This is a genomic window from Streptomyces sp. NPDC097640 (assembly GCF_040302705.1).
In the GTDB taxonomy this organism is placed as follows: Bacteria; Actinomycetota; Actinomycetes; order Streptomycetales; family Streptomycetaceae; genus Streptomyces.
The window spans coordinates 223,593-240,383 of the sequence record NZ_JBEOSB010000005.1; the positions used below are offsets into that span (position 1 = coordinate 223,593).

13 protein-coding genes are annotated in these 16,791 nt (G+C 73.5%); 10 read left to right on the forward strand and 3 right to left on the reverse strand.

Going from position 1 to position 16,791, the window contains the following annotated elements; all coding sequences use genetic code 11:
* Window positions 1-36: 36 nt before the first annotated feature.
* Both ABTY62_RS09545 and ABTY62_RS09550 read right to left on the reverse strand, forming a co-directional pair.
* Window positions 37-1,515: a sensor histidine kinase gene (locus tag ABTY62_RS09545; RefSeq protein WP_352129027.1), complete on the reverse strand. Its 1,479-nt coding sequence runs from the start codon at window positions 1,513-1,515 to the stop codon at window positions 37-39.
* A gap of 23 nt (window positions 1,516-1,538) precedes the next feature.
* Window positions 1,539-2,303, reverse strand: coding sequence for a response regulator transcription factor (locus tag ABTY62_RS09550; RefSeq protein ID WP_352128841.1), 765 nt, complete (start codon window positions 2,301-2,303; stop codon window positions 1,539-1,541).
* A gap of 205 nt (window positions 2,304-2,508) precedes the next feature.
* Here ABTY62_RS09550 and ABTY62_RS09555 point away from each other — a divergent pair, with 205 nt between their 5' ends.
* From ABTY62_RS09555 to ABTY62_RS09565, 3 genes are read left to right on the forward strand one after another with little or no spacing between them, the layout of a single operon-like run.
* Window positions 2,509-3,882 carry a ferredoxin reductase family protein gene (locus tag ABTY62_RS09555; RefSeq protein ID WP_352128842.1) on the forward strand — a complete coding sequence of 458 codons (1,374 nt, stop codon included), beginning with the start codon at window positions 2,509-2,511 and terminating at the stop codon, window positions 3,880-3,882.
* Window positions 3,883-3,941: 59 nt separating this feature from the next.
* Window positions 3,942-4,451, forward strand: a complete 510-nt coding sequence (locus tag ABTY62_RS09560; protein WP_352128843.1) for an FMN-binding protein — start codon at window positions 3,942-3,944, stop codon at window positions 4,449-4,451.
* Window positions 4,452-4,485: 34 nt separating this feature from the next.
* Window positions 4,486-5,202, forward strand: a complete 717-nt coding sequence (locus ABTY62_RS09565; RefSeq protein ID WP_502997438.1) for an FAD:protein FMN transferase — start codon at window positions 4,486-4,488, stop codon at window positions 5,200-5,202.
* A gap of 74 nt (window positions 5,203-5,276) precedes the next feature.
* On the opposite strand, the gene ABTY62_RS09570 is transcribed toward ABTY62_RS09565, so the two are convergent.
* On the reverse strand, window positions 5,277-6,020 hold the full coding sequence (locus ABTY62_RS09570) for a hypothetical protein (protein ID WP_352128845.1): 744 nt from the start codon (window positions 6,018-6,020) through the stop codon (window positions 5,277-5,279).
* Window positions 6,021-6,151: 131 nt separating this feature from the next.
* On the opposite strand from ABTY62_RS09570, the gene ggt reads away from it, so the two are divergent.
* From ggt to ABTY62_RS09605, 7 genes are all read left to right on the forward strand, one after another.
* Window positions 6,152-8,032, forward strand: a complete 1,881-nt coding sequence (ggt, locus tag ABTY62_RS09575; protein ID WP_352128846.1) for a gamma-glutamyltransferase — start codon at window positions 6,152-6,154, stop codon at window positions 8,030-8,032.
* Between the two features lie 214 nt (window positions 8,033-8,246).
* Window positions 8,247-10,367, forward strand: coding sequence for a hypothetical protein (locus tag ABTY62_RS09580; RefSeq protein ID WP_352128847.1), 2,121 nt, complete (start codon window positions 8,247-8,249; stop codon window positions 10,365-10,367).
* Window positions 10,368-10,498: 131 nt separating this feature from the next.
* Complete coding sequence (locus ABTY62_RS09585; protein ID WP_352128848.1) at window positions 10,499-11,341, forward strand: nitrilase-related carbon-nitrogen hydrolase; 843 nt, start codon at window positions 10,499-10,501, stop codon at window positions 11,339-11,341.
* Window positions 11,338-12,681: an aspartate aminotransferase family protein gene (locus ABTY62_RS09590; RefSeq protein WP_352128849.1), complete on the forward strand. Its 1,344-nt coding sequence runs from the start codon at window positions 11,338-11,340 to the stop codon at window positions 12,679-12,681. The genes ABTY62_RS09585 and ABTY62_RS09590 overlap by 4 nt, the downstream gene beginning before the upstream one ends.
* Window positions 12,678-14,081 (forward strand): dihydropyrimidinase, encoded by a 1,404-nt coding sequence (gene hydA, locus ABTY62_RS09595; RefSeq protein ID WP_352129028.1) that lies wholly within the window; start codon window positions 12,678-12,680, stop codon window positions 14,079-14,081. Before ABTY62_RS09590 ends, hydA begins: the two co-directional genes overlap by 4 nt.
* Before the next feature lie 45 nt (window positions 14,082-14,126).
* A complete protein-coding gene (locus ABTY62_RS09600; protein WP_352128850.1) occupies window positions 14,127-15,128 on the forward strand; it encodes a TIGR03842 family LLM class F420-dependent oxidoreductase in 1,002 nt (333 codons plus the stop codon).
* A gap of 126 nt (window positions 15,129-15,254) precedes the next feature.
* Window positions 15,255-16,772 (forward strand): NCS1 family nucleobase:cation symporter-1, encoded by a 1,518-nt coding sequence (locus ABTY62_RS09605; RefSeq protein ID WP_352128851.1) that lies wholly within the window; start codon window positions 15,255-15,257, stop codon window positions 16,770-16,772.
* Window positions 16,773-16,791 lie beyond the last annotated feature (19 nt).

A 16,791-nucleotide genomic window follows, 5' to 3' on the forward strand; every position in this document is an offset into this window, starting at 1 on the left:
ACCGCGCTGGCTTACCGGTGGTAATAGGCCGGTAAGTTACGCGTGGGTAACGATCGGCGGCTCCGCCCCCGCCGTCCGCCCGCCCGGCAGCGTGACCCGGAAGACCGTCTTCCCCGGCCTGCTCGTCACCTCGATCGCCCCGCCGTGCGCCGACACCACGGCGCGCACGATGGCCAGCCCCAGACCGGTGCCGCCCGCGGCCCGCGCGCGGCCGGGGTCGGCGCGCGCGAAGCGCTCGAACACCTCCGGCAGCAGCGCCTCGGGGATGCCAGGCCCGTCGTCCGTCACCGTCAGCTCCGCCGGTTCCGCTCCCCCCGCGCGCGCCGCCAGGCGGATCGCGACCTCGGTGCCCGGCGGTGTGTGCGTACGGGCGTTGGCCAGCAGATTGGCCACCACCTGCTGAAGCCGGTGCTCATCACCCACGACGGTCACCGGCTCCTCGGACAGCTCCAGCGTCCAGCGGTGTTCCGGCCCCGCCGCCCGCGCGTCGCCCGCCGCGTCCAGCACCAGCCGCGTCAGGTCGACGGGGTCGCGGGCCAGCGGCCGGCCCGCGTCGAGCCGCGCGAGCAGCAGCAGATCGTCGACGAGCGTGCTCATCCGCTCCGACTCCGACTGGATCCGCTCCAGCGCGTGGCGCACCTCGCCGGGCACCGGCCCGGGGTGGCGCAGCGCCAGCTCGGCGTGGCCGCGCACCGAGGCCACCGGGGTGCGCAGCTCATGGCTGGCGTCCGCGGCGAACTGGCGCAGCCGCTCCTCGCTGGCGTGGCGGCTGGCCAGCGCGTCGCCGACATGCCCGAGCATCCGGTTCAGCGCGGCGCCCACCTGGCCGACCTCGGTGCGCGGATCGGTGTCCGGCACCGGCGCCGGCATCGCCACCTCGCCGCTGGCCAGCGGCAGCCGCGCCACCCCGGCCGCGGTGGCGGTCACCCGCCGCAGCGGGCGCAGCGACAGCCGCACCCACAGCGCCCCCGCCACGCCCGTCACCGCGAGCGCTGACCCGAAGACCACTGTCTCCACCAGCTCCACCCGGTGCACGGTCTCGTCCACCGGGCGCAGCGGCAGGCCGGTGATCAGGACGTCGCCGTCGTCCCCGTGCACCGCCAGCACCCGGTACTCGCCGATCGCCGACAGCCGGATGCCATGCCCGCGGCCGTCGGCCGGCACCCCGGCCAGGGTGCGCCGATCGGCGCCGGTGAGCGGCACCGTGACATCCGTGTCGTCCCGCACCACCGCCGCCTGCGTGGCCTCGCCGCCCTTCAGCCGGGCGCCGAACGTGTACGCGGACTGGCCGCGCGTATCGGGGCGGTTGTCGGCGTCCGGCCGCCGCTCGCCGTGCTCCAGGCTCGCCGGGAAGCGCCCGCCCGCCGCGATGAGCTGCTGGTCCAGGCGGCGCACCAGAAAGCCCTCCAGGGCCAGCACCGTGGTCAGGCCCACGGCCACGGACGCGACCGCGAGCAGCACCACGAGGCCGGTGGTCAGCCGGGCCCGCAGGGTGCGGGGGAGCGCGGCGCGCAGCGCGCGCGGAAGCGACGGGCGGCTCAAGGCGTCTCCGATGCGCCGGGTTCGTTCGGCTTGAGCACATACCCGACCCCGCGCACGGTGTGGATCAGCGGGGTCCGCCCCGCGTCGATCTTCTTCCGCAGATAGCTGATGTAGAGCTCCACCACATGGGCCTGGCCGCCGAAGTCGTACGACCACACCCGGTCCAGGATCTGCGCCTTCGACAGCACCCGGCGCGGATTGCGCATCAGGAACCGCAGCAGCTCGAACTCGGTGCGGGACAGCTCGACCACCACCCCGCCGCGGGTGACCTCCCGAGCCTTCTCGTCCATCACCAGATCGCCCACCACCAGGCGGTCGGCCTGGTGGACGTCCCGCCCGCGCGCCATCCCGGCCCGGCGCAGCACCCCGCGCAGCCTGGCCAGGACCTCCTCCAGGCTGAACGGCTTGGTCACATAGTCGTCGCCGCCCGCCGTGATCCCCGCGATCCGGTCCTCCACGGAGTCGCGCGCGGTGAGAAACAGCACACACACGCCCTCCAGCTCGGCCCGCAGCCCGCGCAGCACGCTCAGCCCGTCGGTGTCCGGCAGCATCCAGTCGAGCACGACCGCGTCGGGGCGGAACGCGCGCGCCTCGGCCAGCGCGGACGCGCCGTCGGCCGCCGTACGGACCCGCCAGCCCTCGCCGCGCAGGGCGCCCGACAGCACCTCCGTCAGGTCGGGCTCGTCGTCGACGACGAGCACGCGGACGGGGGTGCCGTCCGGCCGAAGGAGGAGGAAGGGGTCCGTGGTGTGGTTTTCCATGACACATCCAGCATCCCCCGGCGCGCGACGCGGCGGGCCCCGGGGTCCCTCTGAGTTCGCTCTGAGTTTCCTCTGAATCGTGTCCGGAACCTCCCGTTCAAAGACTTTTCAGAGGGTCTTCAGAAGTTGGCCTGTGAGGCTGAGCGCCCTGACCGCACCGTAACCCGGCTGTGCCTCGCACGCCCCGCCGCGAAAGGACGACCCCGTGGCCACCACCGTCCACGACCGCCGCGCCACCGCGCCGCGCGCCCGGCCGCCCGCCCCGGGGGCGCCCCCGCACCTCCTCGTCCCGGCCCTCGCGCAGCTCGCGATCTGGGCGGGCGCCGCCGCCGTCCTGGCCCTGTGGTGGAGCGACACCACCTCCGTCGTCGGCACGGCGGGCTGGCTGACCGGCGGCGGGCGTATCACCGGGCTGCTCGCCGGATACGCGTGCGCCGTCCTGCTGCTGCTCATGGCCCGGGTGCCGGTGCTGGACCGCACCATCGGCAGCGACCGGCTGGCCCGCTGGCACGCGATGGGCGGCCGGTACGTCGTCTCCCTCGCCCTCGCGCACACCCTGCTGATCATCTGGGGCTATGCGCTGACCTCGCACACCGGCGTCGTGGACCAGACCACCACCCTGGTCTTCCACTACCCCGACCTCCTCAAGGGCACCATCGGCTTCCTGCTCTTCCTGGCCACCGCCGTCCTGTCCGCGCGCGCCGCCCGCCGCCGCCTCTCGTACGAGACCTGGCACCTGCTGCACTTCGCCACCTACCTGGCGGTCTTCCTGGTCTTCGGCCACCAGCTGTCCAACGGCGCCGACTTCGTCGGCAACCGCCCGGCCCAGCTGGCCTGGTACGCGCTGTACGGCGGGGTCGCAGCGCTGCTGCTGTGGTTCCGGTTCGCCGTGCCCGCGCGGCGGGCGCTGCGCCACCGGCTGTGGGTCTCGGAGATCCGGCCCGAGGCGCCCGGCGTCGTCTCGGTGTACGTGACCGGGGACCGGCTGGACGAGCTGCGCGCCGAGCCCGGCCAGTTCTTCCGCTGGCGCTTTCTGGCGCCGGGCCTGTGGTGGGCCGCCAACCCGTACTCCCTCTCGGCCGCCGCCCACCCCTCCTTCCTGCGGATCACGGTGAAGGCGGCCGGCGGGCACAGCGAGGCGCTGGCCCGGCTCAGGCCCGGCACCCGGGTGCTCGCCGAGGGGCCGTACGGGGCGCTCACCGCCCGCCGCCGGCGCGCGGAGAAGGTGCTGCTGCTGGGCGGCGGGGTCGGCATCACCCCGCTGCGGGCGCTGTTCGAGACCCTGCCCGGCGAGGTGACGCTCATCTACCGCGCCCGGCGGCCCGAGGACCTGGCGCTGCGCGCGGAGCTCGACCAGCTGGCGGCGGCGCGCGGGGCGATCGTCCACTACGTCGTCGACGAGCCGGTCGAGTACTCCTCCCCGCTGACCACGCGCGCCCTGCGCCGGCTGGTCCCGGACCTCGCCGAGCGCGATGTGTACCTGTGCGGCCCGCCGGGGATGGCGGAGGCCGCCCAGCGGGCCCTGCGGGGGGCGGGGGTGCCGCGCCGCCGCATCCACCACGAGTCGTTCGCCTTCTGACCCGAGCCCCGTCCCAGCCTCACCCCAGCCTGAACCGAGCCCGCAAAGGAGCCCCGGCCGTGCGCAAGGCCGTCCTCACCACCGCCTCGACCGTCGCGGGCGTGGTCCTGCTGCTGTCCCTCAAACCGCACCACACCCCCACGGTGGCGGTCGCGGCCCAGCCGCCGCCCCCGTCCCCCTCCTCGTCGTCCCCTTCTCCGTCTTCTTCGTCCTCCTCAAGTTCGTCCTCCTCAAGCGGCTCGGCGGCACCGTCGAAGTCGCCGTCCGCCTCGCACACCACCTCGGCCGGACCCACCGGCACCTACACCGGCTCCACGATCAACACCCGCTACGGCCCGGTGCAGCTCGCCGTCACCTTCTCCAAGGGGAAGATCACCGCCGTCAAGGCGGTCCAGACCCCGTCCGGCGACGGCCGCTCCCAGCAGATCGCCTCCTACGCCGTGCCGCAGCTCACCAGCGAGACGCTCAGCGCCCAGAGCGCGCAGATAGACGCGGTGTCCGGCGCCACCTACACCAGCGAGGGCTACGTCCAGTCCTTGCAGAGCGCCCTGGACAAGGCCGGTGTCTGAGCCGCGGCGCGGTGTGCGTCACGCCGAGCACGCCATGGGCACCGTCTTCTCCTTCGACATCCGCGACCCGGCCACGCCCGCCATCGGCCGGGCCCTGGAGGAGGCCGTGGCGTGGCTGCACCACGTGGACGAGGTCTTCTCCACCTACCGCCCGGCCAGCGCCATCAGCCGGCTCGGCCGCGGCGAGCTCGTCCCGGAGCGGTGCGGGCCCGAGGTGGCGGAGGTGCTGGGCCTGTGCGAGGCGGCGGCGCGCGCCACCGACGGCTGGTTCAGCCACACGCCGGGCGGCCGGCTCGACCCGTCCGGGATGGTCAAGGGCTGGGCGGTGGAACGGGCCTCGGAGATCCTTTACGCGGCGGGGGCGCACAACACCTGTGTGAACGGCGGCGGGGACATCCAACTGCGGGGCGAGGCGGCCCCGGGCGTCCCCTGGCGCATCGGCATCGCCCACCCGCTGCGCCCCGGGGCCCTGTGCGCCGTCGTCACCGGCCGCGACCACCTGGCCGTCGCCACCTCCGGCACGGCCGAGCGCGGGTCCCATGTCCTCGACCCGCACACCGGCGAACCCGCCACCGCCCTGGCCTCCCTCACCCTGACCGGCCACGGCCTCACCTGGACCGACGCCCTGGCCACGGCCGCCTTCGCCATGGGCGCGGGCGCCCGCGCCTGGACCGAGGCCCTCGACGGGCACGAGGCCCTGGCGGTCACCGCGGCCGGCGAGATCTGGCGGACCCCCGGCTTCCCCGTCTGAGTTTGTGGTGATTATGGGACAGCGACACGCCGAAGCCACGGTGTGTCGCTGTCCCATAATCACCGCAAACGCGGTCAGTCCGCCTTGTGCGCGGCGCGCGAGCGCGAGGGCGGCGAGGTGGCGGCCTTGGTGACGTCCGCGACGACCTCGACCACGTCCGGGCCGTACGCCTGCGAGTTGACGATCTTCAGCAGCAGGCAGAAGGAGCCCTGCGTGCCGTACTTGCGGGCCAGCCGGGTGCGGTTGCGTACGAGGTGGCGGATCGCGGCGCGATGGGTGACCGGGCGCTGGCCCGCGGCCAGGAAGACGGGGCGGCCGCCCTCGGCCGCCGTGAGCCGCGCCAGCAGTACGTACTCCACCTCGCCGGGCTCCGGCCGGTATTCGGTGCCGCCTATCGTGAACGAGCCCCGCTCCTGGGTCTCGTCTCCCTGGTGGACCGCGACCCCCGGCAGCAGATTCGTCATATGGGCGGCGAGGCGGCGGTGCGCGGTCGGGTCGCCGACGCAGAACTCGGTGCGCGCGCCGAAGCCCTGGAGCCCGGTGTCGTGCGGGGCCACCTCCGCGTGCGCCCCGCAGTTCTCCACGACGGCGGCGAGCCCGAGCAGCGCGAGCGCGTCATGGCGCGGGATGCTCCAGTGAGCGGAGGTGCTGTCCCGGTGCGTGACCAGGACGCACTCCGAGCCGTCGGGCAGCCCGAAGAAGAGTTGTTCGCGGGCGCGCTTGCGGCGCGTCTGGGCTGAGTGCACGGCCCATCCGAGGGCCAGGCCCACGACCAGGGCCGCGCCGGCGGCGATCAGGTCCTGCACTGTGTCATTCATGGCCGCGCATCGTAGCCCCGATGCGGGTGTTTGTTCGAGCTTGTGGGCGTGTTCGCCTTCTGTGCGCCCCCTGTCGTTTCCCGGACGCTCACCGGTAGGCTCCGGCCCCTGCCGCACGCTTGGAGGACCGGATGGCGCACCCCGCAAGACCAGCCGTAACGCCCGCAACGTCAGCCACGACACCAGCTCTTACCACCGCGCTGCGCCGACTCCCGGCCCTCGCCGCGACAGCCGGTCTCGTCTTGGCGCTCGGCGTCGCCCCGGCGGGGGCGCGAGGCGGCGCACCGGCCGGGGAGGCCCCGGCCGCGACGCCCGCCAAGACCCCTGTGGCCGAGGGCTACGGCGGCGCGGTCGCCAGCGTGGACGCCGACGCCTCGGCGGCCGGAATCGAGGTGCTGCGGCGCGGCGGCAACGCGGTGGACGCGGCCGTGGCCACCGCGGCCGCGCTCGGCGTCACCGAGCCGTACTCGGCGGGCGTCGGCGGTGGCGGATACTTCGTCTACTACAACGCCAAGCAGCACAAGGTGTTCACCCTCGACGGGCGCGAGACCGCGCCGCGCAGCGCGGACGAGAAGCTCTTCCTCGACAAGGACGGCAAGCCGATCCCCTTCGCCGACGCCGTCACCAGCGGCCTCAGCATCGGCACCCCCGGCACCCCCGGCACCTGGGACACCGCGCTCGACACCTGGGGCACCCGCTCGCTGGCCCAGGTGCTGAAGCCCGCCGAGCGCATCGCCCGCGACGGCTTCACCGTCGACGCGACGTTCCGTCAGCAGACCGCCGACAACCAGGCCCGCTTCAAGGACTTCCCGGCCACCGCCGAACTGTTCCTGCCCGGTGGCGAACTGCCGGTCGTCGGCTCCACCTTCACCAACCCCGACCTGGCCCGCACCTACGCCCTGCTGGCCAAGAAGGGCGTAGGCGCGGTCTACAAGGGCGAGCTGGGCCGCGACATCGTCCGTACGGTGCGCAAGCCGCCCGTGGACCCCGCCGCGCAGCGCACCGTACGGCCCGGCGATCTGACCGAGCAGGACCTGCGGGCGTACAAGGTCAGGCGCCAGGCCCCGACCAGGACCTCGTACCGCGGCCTCGACGTGTACGGCATGGCCCCGTCCTCCTCCGGCGGCACCTCGGTGGCCGAGGCGCTCAACATCCTGGAGAAGACCGACCTCAGCAAGCTCGGCGACCGCGACTATCTGCACCGCTACATCGAGGCGAGCCGGATAGCGTTCGCCGACCGCGGGCGCTGGGTCGGCGACCCGGCCTTCGAGGACGTGCCGACCAAGGGCCTCACCTCGCAGCGGTTCGCCGACTCGCGGGCCTGCCTGATCAAGGCCGACGCGGTGCTGAGCAGCCCGCTCGCGCCCGGTGACCCCAGCCGGCCCACCGGCTGCGACACCGGCGGAACCGCGGCCCCCACCACGTACGAGGGCGAGAACACCACCCACCTGACGGTCGCCGACAAGTGGGGCAACGTCGTCGCCTACACCCTGACGATCGAGCAGACCGGCGGCAGCGGCATCACCGTGCCCGGCCGTGGCTTCCTGCTCAACAACGAGCTGACCGACTTCTCCTTCGCGCCCGCCAACCCCGCCGTCCACGACCCGAACCTGCCCGGCCCCGGCAAGCGGCCGCGCTCGTCCATGTCGCCGACGATCGTGACGGACAAGGGCCGCCCGGTGCTCGCGCTCGGCTCGCCCGGCGGCGCCACCATCATCACCACCGTGCTCCAGACCCTGCTGAATCACCTGGACCGCGGCATGCCACTGGTCGACGCGATCGCCGCGCCCCGCGCAAGCCAGCGCAACGCCGCGCAGACCGAGCTGGAGCCGGGGCTGTGGAACAGCCCGCTGCGCGGACAGCTCACGGCGCTGGGCCACTCCTTCAAGCAGAACCCGGAGATCGGGGCGGCGACCGGCGTGCAGCGGCTGCCCGACGGGCGCTGGCTGGCCGCGGCGGAGACCGTACGGCGCGGCGGCGGCTCGGCGATGGTGGTGCGCCCGGCGAAGTGACGCCCCGCGGCGGCCGACTGTGATTCGGTCACGGTCGGCCGCCGTCGGCCGTGATCGGCCGTGATCGGCCGTGATCGGACGTGGTCGGGCGGTGTGTGCGGAGCCGGAAAAACTCCCGTAGCACGTTCGTAACCGTTCCCGTAACACAAAGGGTGTCGAATGCGTGCCCACTGGTGGGGGAATCGTCCACGGGTCCACGGGGAGAGGGATGACCATGTCCGGCGGTCAACTCCCGGCTGAGGTTGCGGAGTTCGCGCGCTATCTGCGTGCGCTGACGAGGCGTCTGGACGCGGAGAAGGGCTGGTACGGCGTCTTCGCGCAGCGCGACCCGGAGGGCATACGGGCCTGTCTGGACGGGCGGGAGGTGCCGCCCTGGGACGTGGTCCAGGCCCTGCTCCAGGACCTCTCCGCCCAGCGCGGCCCCGAGGTGGCCCAGGAGGCCGCCGCCCGCGCCGCGGGCCTCTACCGCGCGTCCGTCACCGCGTACGACACCACGGTCGGCGGCCGCCCCGCCCTCCGCGACCGGCTCGAGGCGATGCTCCGCGAGCAGCGGCAGGCGGCGCAGCGCGAACGCGAACTGCATGCCGCCGTACGCGACGCCACTGCCGAGGACAACGGTGATGCGGGCGCCCGGGAGCGGCTCTCGACGGACCTCGCGTGGGCCCGCGACGACTGGGAGCGGGCCACCGCCCGCTGCGAGGAGCTCCGCGCCCGCCTGGCCGCCCTGGACGCGCTGTCGCCGTCCATGGGTGAGCGGGGTGGTCTCGCCGTGCCCGAGGGGTGGTTCCGGGACGAGGCGGCGGCAACGGGCTCCGGGCTCGGTGGGGCGGAGGCCCCGTCGGCGCGGGACGGCGGACCGGCGGGCGGAGCCGCCGCACGGATGCGGCGGCCGCGCGGGTCGCGGTTCGCCGCGGCGTACGAGGAGACGGGCGGCGAGGCGGGCGGCGGGCAGGAGCCCGCCGAGCCCGGCGCCGGACCCGCCCCGTCGGCCGGGCACGGGCGGGTCCCGCGCGCGGACGGCGCCTGGGCGGCCGGCAGCGGTTCCGGGGTCACGGCGGCGGCCGGGCCCGTGGGCCCGGCTGACGCGCCGGGTAGTCCTGGGCGCGGGGGGCCCGGCCAGGTCGGGGCGGCGGGAGCCGGACGGGACGAGTGGGCCGCCGGGGCGGCGGAGCCGGGGCGGACCTCGCGCATGGGCGGCCGCTGGGCGACTGGCGGCGGCCCGGGAGGCGCGGCGGCTGAGGGATGGGGCGATGGCGGTGGCGCCGGAGGGCCGAGCAGCCCTGGCGGCAGGAGCGGCCCTGGCGCACCTGCGACCGGGGCGGGCACGGAGTCCGGTGGCATGAGGGCCGCCGCAGGACCCGGGGGCGGCCCGGCCGGACCGGCTGCGGCGGCGGCAGGTGGGGGGCCCGGCGGCGTGGACGCCTCCCGGCCCGGCGACGCCGGACCCGCCCCGGTGGCGGGCGTCAGCGGCGCGGGCGGTGGCGCCCCGGGCGGGCGGGCCCGGCCGCGCGGGGCGCGGTTCGCGGGACTGGAGGAGTCCGCGCCCGTGTCGCGGCCGCGCGGGGCCCGGTTCGCAGGGGCCGCGCCGGTCGAGGCCACCGCAGCCGAGGCCGCAGAAGTCGCTGAGGCCGGGGAGGCCGGGGAGGCCGCCGAGCCGGGAGACAGGGCCACGCCCCGGGGCGCCCGGTTCGCCGGGGCGTACGAGGGCGGGGACGGCGCGAAGCGCCGCAGGCGCCTCAAGGCGCAGGAGGAGGACGCGCGGCGCGCCGCGCAGGAGGCGGCGCGGACCGCCGAGGCGCGGCAGGCCGCCGCCGAGGCCGTGGCCCGGCTGGCGCGGCTGCGCGCGACGGGCCGGGGCGGGGAGGCGCATGTCCTGCTGTGCGAGGCCGCCGCCTGGCCCGCACCCTGGCTCCCTTTACTGGCCGCCGAGCTGGAGCGCGCCGGACTCGAGGCGGATGTGGCCACCCTGCTGTGGGAGGTGGCCTGTCTGCCGCCCACCGCCCTGGCCGCGGCCGCCGACGCGCTGGTCACCTCGGGGCGCGGCGCGGACGGCGCGCGGCTGCTGCGGCAGAGCGTCGCCCGCCCCGTCACCGAGGTGGCGCAGACGGTGCTCGCGCTGCTGGCCGCGGGCAGCAGCGCGGAGGCCGCGTTTCTGCTGGAGGCCCTGGTGAGGGCCCGTAAGCCCGACGAGGCCGCGCAGGCCGCGGTGAACGCTCCGGCCGAGCTGGTGCCGCTGCTGCTGGACGCCGCGAGCGGCGTGTCGTCCAGCAGCCACCACGACCTGGCGCACGCGCTGCGCGTCGCGGGGCTGCCGGGAGTGCCCGGCCTTGCCTGACATAACACGAAACGTGAACGTCTTCGTTGAGTAACGGCCGCGGTATTGCCAGAGTGGTCGGTGCGCTTTTACGTTCTTTCCACAGCCGGAATCTACGTGCGTAGACGCCTGTGAAGGCGAAGGAGCTGACCATGCCCAACGTCGTACGTGCCGCGCTCGTCCAGTGCACCTGGACCGGCGATACCGAATCGATGATCGCGAAGCATGAGGAGTACGCCCGGGAGGCGGCCGCCCAGGGCGCGAAGGTGATCGGCTTCCAGGAGGTGTTCAACGCGCCGTACTTCTGCCAGGTGCAGGAGGCCGAGCACTACCGCTGGGCGGAGCCGGTCCCGGACGGGCCGACGGTCCGGCGCATGCGGGAGCTGGCCCGGGAGACCGGCATGGTGATGGTGGTGCCGGTCTTCGAGGAGGAGCAGTCCGGCTTCTACTTCAACACCGCGGCGGTGATCGACGCGGACGGCAGCTTCCTCGGCAAGTACCGCAAGCACCACATCCCGCAGGTCAAGGGGTTCTGGGAGAAGTACTACTTCAAACCGGGGAACCTGGGCTGGCCGGTGTTCGACACGGCCGTCGGCAAGGTCGGCGTGTACATCTGCTACGACCGCCACTTCCCCGAGGGCTGGCGGGAGCTGGGCCTGGCCGGCGCCCAGCTGGTCTACAACCCCTCGGCCACCTCGCGCGGCCTCTCGGCGTATCTGTGGCAGCTGGAACAGCCCGCGGCCGCCGTCGCCAACGAGTACTTCATCGCCGCGATCAACCGCGTGGGCGTGGAGGAGTACGGCGACAACGACTTCTACGGCACCAGCTACTTCGTGGACCCGCGCGGCCAGTTGGTCGGCGAGGCGGCCAGCGACAAGGAAGAGGCGCTGGTCGTCCGGGACCTGGACTTCGGCCTGATCGACGAGGTGCGGCAGCAGTGGGCGTTCTACCGGGATCGGCGGCCTGACGCGTACGAGGGGCTGGTGAAGCCGTGAGTGACGATCTGTACGCCCGGCACAAGGCCGTGCTGCCCGACTGGCTCGCGCTCTACTACGAGCGGCCGATCGAGCTCACGCACGGCGAGGGCCGCCACGTCTGGGACGCCGAGGGCCACCGCTACCTCGACTTCTTCGGCGGCATCCTCACCACCATGACCGCCCACGCGCTCCCCGAGGTCACCAAGGCGGTGGGCGAGCAGGCGGCGCGGATCATCCACAGCTCCACGCTCTATCTCGACCGCCCCATGGTGGAGCTCGCCGAGCGCGTCGCCGAGCTGTCCGGCATCCCCGACCCGCGCGTCTTCTTCACCACCTCCGGCACCGAGGCCAATGACACGGCCCTGCTCCTGGCCACCACGCTCCGGCGCTCCAACCAGATCCTGGCGATGCGCAACAGCTACCACGGCCGGTCGTTCTCGACCGTCGGCATCACCGGCAACCGCTCGTGGTCGCCGACCAGCCTGTCCCCGCTTCAGACGCTGTACGTGCACGGCGGGGTGCGCGGCCGCGGCCCGTACGCCGGGCTGTCGGACGCCGAGTTCATCAAGGCGTGCGTCGCGGACCTGGAGGACGTGCTGGGCCAGGCGTACGGCCAGGTGGCGGCGCTGATCGCGGAGCCCGTGCAGGGCGTCGGCGGCTTCACCTCCCCACCGGACGGGCTGTTCGCCGCCTTCCGCGAGGTCCTGGACCGGCACGGCATCCTGTGGATCAGCGACGAGGTGCAGACCGGCTGGGGGCGCACCGGCGACCACTTCTGGGGCTGGCAGGCGCACGCCGCCTCCGGCCCGCCCGACATCCTCACCTTCGCCAAGGGCATCGGCAACGGCATGTCCATCGGCGGGGTCGTCGCCCGCGCCGAGGTCATGAACTGCCTGGACGCCAACTCCATCTCCACCTTCGGCGGCAGCCCGGTCACCATGGCCGCCGGCCTCGCCAACCTCACCTACCTCCTCGAACACGACCTCCAGGGCAACGCGCGCCGTGTCGGCGGGCTGCTCATGGACCGGCTGCGCGCCGCGGCCGCCGGGCTCGACGTCGTACGCGAGGTGCGCGGCCGGGGGCTGATGATCGGCATCGAGATGGTCGAGCCGGGCAGCGGCCGGCCGTCGCCCGAGGCGGCCTCGGCCGTCCTGGAGGTGGCCCGCGAGGAGGGGCTGCTGCTCGGCAAGGGCGGCGGCCACAACAGCAGCGTGCTGCGCGTCGCCCCGCCGCTGAGCCTGACCGCCGCCGAGGCGGAGGAGGGCGCGGAGATCCTCGCGACGGCGCTCCGCGCGGCACAGGCCATGGCGGACGGATCGGCGGAAGTGGCCGGCGATGTCGGAAGGAGCGCACGCTGATGTCCCGCACCGTGATCCGTGGGGGCCTGGTCGTCACCGCGGCCGAGGAGACCCGGGCCGACGTCCTCGTCGAGGACGGCCGCGTCGCCGCCCTCGCCGCGCCCGACAGCGCGTACGCCCAGGGCTGGACGGCCGACCGTACGATCGACGCGACCGACAAGTACGTCATCCCGGGCGGGGTCGACGCGCACACCCACATGGAGCTGCCGTTCGGCGGCACGTCCGCCTCCGACACCTTCGAGACGGGCACCCGCGCCGCCGCCTGGGGCGGCACGACGACCATCGTGGACTTCGCGGTCCAGTCCGTGGGTCACTCGCTGCGCGAGGGCCTCGACGCCTGGCACGCCAAGGCGGCCGACCGGTGCGCGATCGACTACGCCTTCCACATGATCCTCTCCGACGTCAACGAGGGCTCGCTGAAGGAGATGGACCTCCTCGTCGGGGAGGGCGTCACGTCCTTCAAGCTCTTCATGGCCTACCCGGGCGTCTTCTACAGCGACGACGGGCAGATCCTGCGGGCCATGCAGCGCTCCGCCGCCAACGGCGGGCTGATCATGATGCACGCCGAGAACGGCATCGCCATCGACGTCCTGGTCGAGCAGGCCCTCGCCGAGGGCAGGACCGACCCCCGCTACCACGGCGAGGTCCGCAAGGCGCTGCTGGAGGCGGAGGCCACCCACCGTGCGATCCAGCTGGCCCGGGTGGCCGGGGCCCCGCTGTATGTCGTCCACGTCTCGGCCGAGGAGGCCGTCGCGGAGCTGACCCAGGCCCGCGACAAGGGGCTTCCCGTCTTCGGCGAGACCTGTCCCCAGTACCTCTTCCTGTCCACGGACAACCTCGCCGAGCCGGACTTCGAGGGCGCCAAGTACGTCTGCTCCACCCCGCTGCGGCCCCGCGAGCACCAGGCCGCGTTGTGGCGGGGCCTGCGCACCAACGACCTTCAGGTCGTCTCCACCGACCACTGCCCCTTCTGCTTCGCGGGCCAGAAGGAGCTGGGCCGCGGCGACTTCTCCAAGATCCCCAACGGGCTGCCGGGCGTGGAGAACCGGATGGACCTCCTCCATCAGGCGGTCGTGGACGGTCATATCTCGCGCCGCCGCTGGATCGAGATCGCCTGTGCCGCCCCGGCCCGGATGTTCGGCCTCTACCCGAAGAAGGGCACCATCGCCCCCGGTGCGGACGCGGACATCGTCGTCTACGACCCGCGGGCCGAGCAGACGCTGTCCGCCGAGACCCACCACATGAACGTCGACTACTCGGCGTACGAGGGGAAGCGGATCACCGGACAGGTGGAGACCGTGCTCTCGCGCGGCGAAACCGTCATCGACCGGCGGCGGTTCACGGGGCGCGCGGGGCACGGCCAGTACATCGCGCGCGACACCTGCCAGTACCTGGACTGACCCGTATCCGGGCTGACTCTTACCTGGACTGACCTGGGAGCGAGTATGGACTTCGGACTCGTCCTTCAGACCGATCCGCCGGCGTCGGGGGTCGTCGATCTGATGAGGCGCGCGGAGGGCGCCGGCTTCACCTACGGCTGGACGTTCGACTCGGCCGTGCTGTGGCAGGAGCCGTTCGTCATCTACAGCCGCATCCTGGAACACACCGAGCGGCTGATCGTCGGCCCCATGGTGACCAACCCCGGGACCCGCACCTGGGAGGTCACCGCCTCCACCTTCGCCACCCTCAACGAGATGTACGGCAACCGCACCGTGTGCGGCATCGGCCGCGGCGACTCCGCCATGCGGGTGGCGGGCCGCAAGCCGAACACCCTCGCCCGCCTCGGCGAGGCCATCGACGCCATCCGCGACCTGGCCGAGGGGCGGGAGGCGGTCGTCGACGGCACCCCCGTGCAGCTCCCCTGGGTCGAGGACGGCAGGCTGCCCGTCTGGATGGCCGCCTACGGACCCAAGGCGCTCGCCCTCACCGGCCGCAAGGCCGACGGCTTCATCCTCCAGCTCGCCGACCCGTATCTGACGGGGTGGATGGTCAAGGCGGTGCGGGACGCCGCCGCGGACGCGGGGCGCGACCCGAACTCCCTCACCATCTGCGTCGCCGCCCCCGCGTACATCGGGGACGACCTGGACCACGCGCGTGAGCAGTGCCGCTGGTTCGGCGGCATGGTCGGCAACCACGTCGCCGACCTGGTGAGCCGCTACGGCGAACACTCCGACGCCGTCCCCGAGGCCCTGACCGCGTACATCAAGGGCCGCGCCGGCTACGACTACACCCACCACGGCCGCACCGGGCACCCCAGCACGGGCTTCGTCCCCGACGAGATCGTCGACCACTTCTGTCTGCTCGGCCCGGCCGAGGCCCATATCGACAAACTGCGCGTGCTGCGCGGGCTGGGGGTCGACCAGTTCGCGATCTACGCCATGCACGACGCGAAGGAGGCGACCATCGACGCGTACGGCGAACGCGTCATCCCGGCGCTGACCGGCTGACCGGCTGACCGGCTGACCGTCTGACCGGCCGACCGGCTGACCCTCCTCCTTCCCCCTCCCGACACCCGCACATGGTTCCCGTCCTCCCCACCGCCGTCGAAACCGCTGTCGAACGAAGAGGGGCCCATGACCGCTGCCCAGATGACCCACCCGGACGGCCGCGTCGAGCTGCCCGTGGGCGCCGCCGCGCCCACCGGGCCGTACGCCAACGCGGACCTGCTGCCCGTCCCCGTCGCCGGACGTACCTGGAACACCTACAACTTCACCGCCCTATGGGTCGGCATGGCCCACAACGCGGCCACCTGGACGCTCGCCTCCGGCCTCATCCAGCTCGGCATGGACTGGAAGCAGGCGGTACTGACCATCGCCGTGGCCAATGTGATCGTGCTGGTGCCGATGCTGCTCACCGGCCATGCCGGCCCGCGCTACGGCATCCCGTTCCCCGTCTTCGCCCGCGCCTCCTTCGGCGTGCGGGGCGCGAACTTCCCGGCGCTGATCCGCGCGGCCGTCGCGTGCGCGTGGTTCGGCATCCAGACGTGGATCGGCGGGGCGGCCATCTTCCTCCTCGCGGGGAAGCTGTTCGGCGACGGGTGGACCGGCGCCGCCTCCTTCGGCGGCTATCCATGGACCCATTGGCTGTCCTTCGCGCTCTTCTGGGCCCTCCAGATCGCGATCATCGTGCGCGGCATGGAGACCCTGCGGCGCTTCGAGAACTGGGCCGCGCCGTTCGTCATCGTCGGCGCGATCGCCCTGCTGATCTGGATAGCGAACAAGGCCGGGGGCCTGGGCCCGCTGCTGGACCAGCCGTCCCGGCTCGGCTGGGGCGGCGACTTCTGGTCGGTGTTCTTCCCCGCCTTGATGCCGATGATCGGTTTCTGGTCGACCCTGTCGCTCAACATCCCCGACTTCACGCGCTACGGGGCCAACCAGCGCTCCCAGTTCTGGGGCCAGTCGCTGGGCCTGCCCACCACCATGACGCTCTTCACCCTGCTCTCGGTCCTGGTGACCTCCGGCACACAGGCGGTCTACGGCGCCCCCATCTGGCAGCCGGAGCAGGTGGCCGCCAAGATCGACAACGGGGCGGGCGTCCTGTTTGCGCTGATCACGATCCTGATCGCCACCGTGTCCGTGAACATCGCGGCGAATGTCGTCTCGCCCGCCTTCGACCTGTCCAACATGGCCCCCGGAAAGATCACCTTCCGGGTGGGCGCGATCATCGCCGCGGTCGTCGGGGTCGTCATCTTCCCCTGGAAGCTGTACTCCAGCCCCGATGTGTACATCTTCACCTGGCTCGACACGGTCGGCGCGCTCCTCGGCACCGTCGCGGGCATCCTGATCGCCGACTACTGGATCATCCGCCGCACCTTCCTCCACCTCCCCGACCTCTACCGCGAGGGCGGCCGCTACTGGTACTCGGGCGGCTGGAACTGGCGGGCGCTCGCCGCCTTCACGGCGGGCGGGCTGCTCGCGATCGGCGGCGCGCACACCGACCCCGGCACGGCGGGCCCGTTCCCGGCGGACGGGCTGATCCCGCTTCTGAAGCCGCTGGGCGACTACGGCTGGGCGGTCGGGCTCGGGACCTCCCTCGTCCTCTACACGCTGCTGATGCTGGGGCGGCGGGAGAGGACGGCCTCCGAGGCGTAATCCTCGGGCCTCCCCTCCT

Excerpts from the sequence above, each read along its gene's own strand:
- ABTY62_RS09550 (WP_352128841.1), bottom strand. The coding sequence starts at position 2,303 with ATGGAAAACCACACCACGGACCCCTTCCTCCTCCTTCGGCCGGACGGC.
- ABTY62_RS09565 (WP_502997438.1), top strand. The coding sequence starts at position 4,486 with ATGGGCACCGTCTTCTCCTTCGACATCCGCGACCCGGCCACGCCCGCC.
- ABTY62_RS09570 (WP_352128845.1), bottom strand. The coding sequence starts at position 6,020 with ATGAATGACACAGTGCAGGACCTGATCGCCGCCGGCGCGGCCCTGGTC.
- ggt (WP_352128846.1), top strand. The coding sequence starts at position 6,152 with ATGGCGCACCCCGCAAGACCAGCCGTAACGCCCGCAACGTCAGCCACG.
- ABTY62_RS09580 (WP_352128847.1), top strand. The coding sequence starts at position 8,247 with ATGTCCGGCGGTCAACTCCCGGCTGAGGTTGCGGAGTTCGCGCGCTAT.
- ABTY62_RS09585 (WP_352128848.1), top strand. The coding sequence starts at position 10,499 with ATGCCCAACGTCGTACGTGCCGCGCTCGTCCAGTGCACCTGGACCGGC.
- ABTY62_RS09600 (WP_352128850.1), top strand. The coding sequence starts at position 14,127 with ATGGACTTCGGACTCGTCCTTCAGACCGATCCGCCGGCGTCGGGGGTC.
- ABTY62_RS09605 (WP_352128851.1), top strand. The coding sequence starts at position 15,255 with ATGACCGCTGCCCAGATGACCCACCCGGACGGCCGCGTCGAGCTGCCC.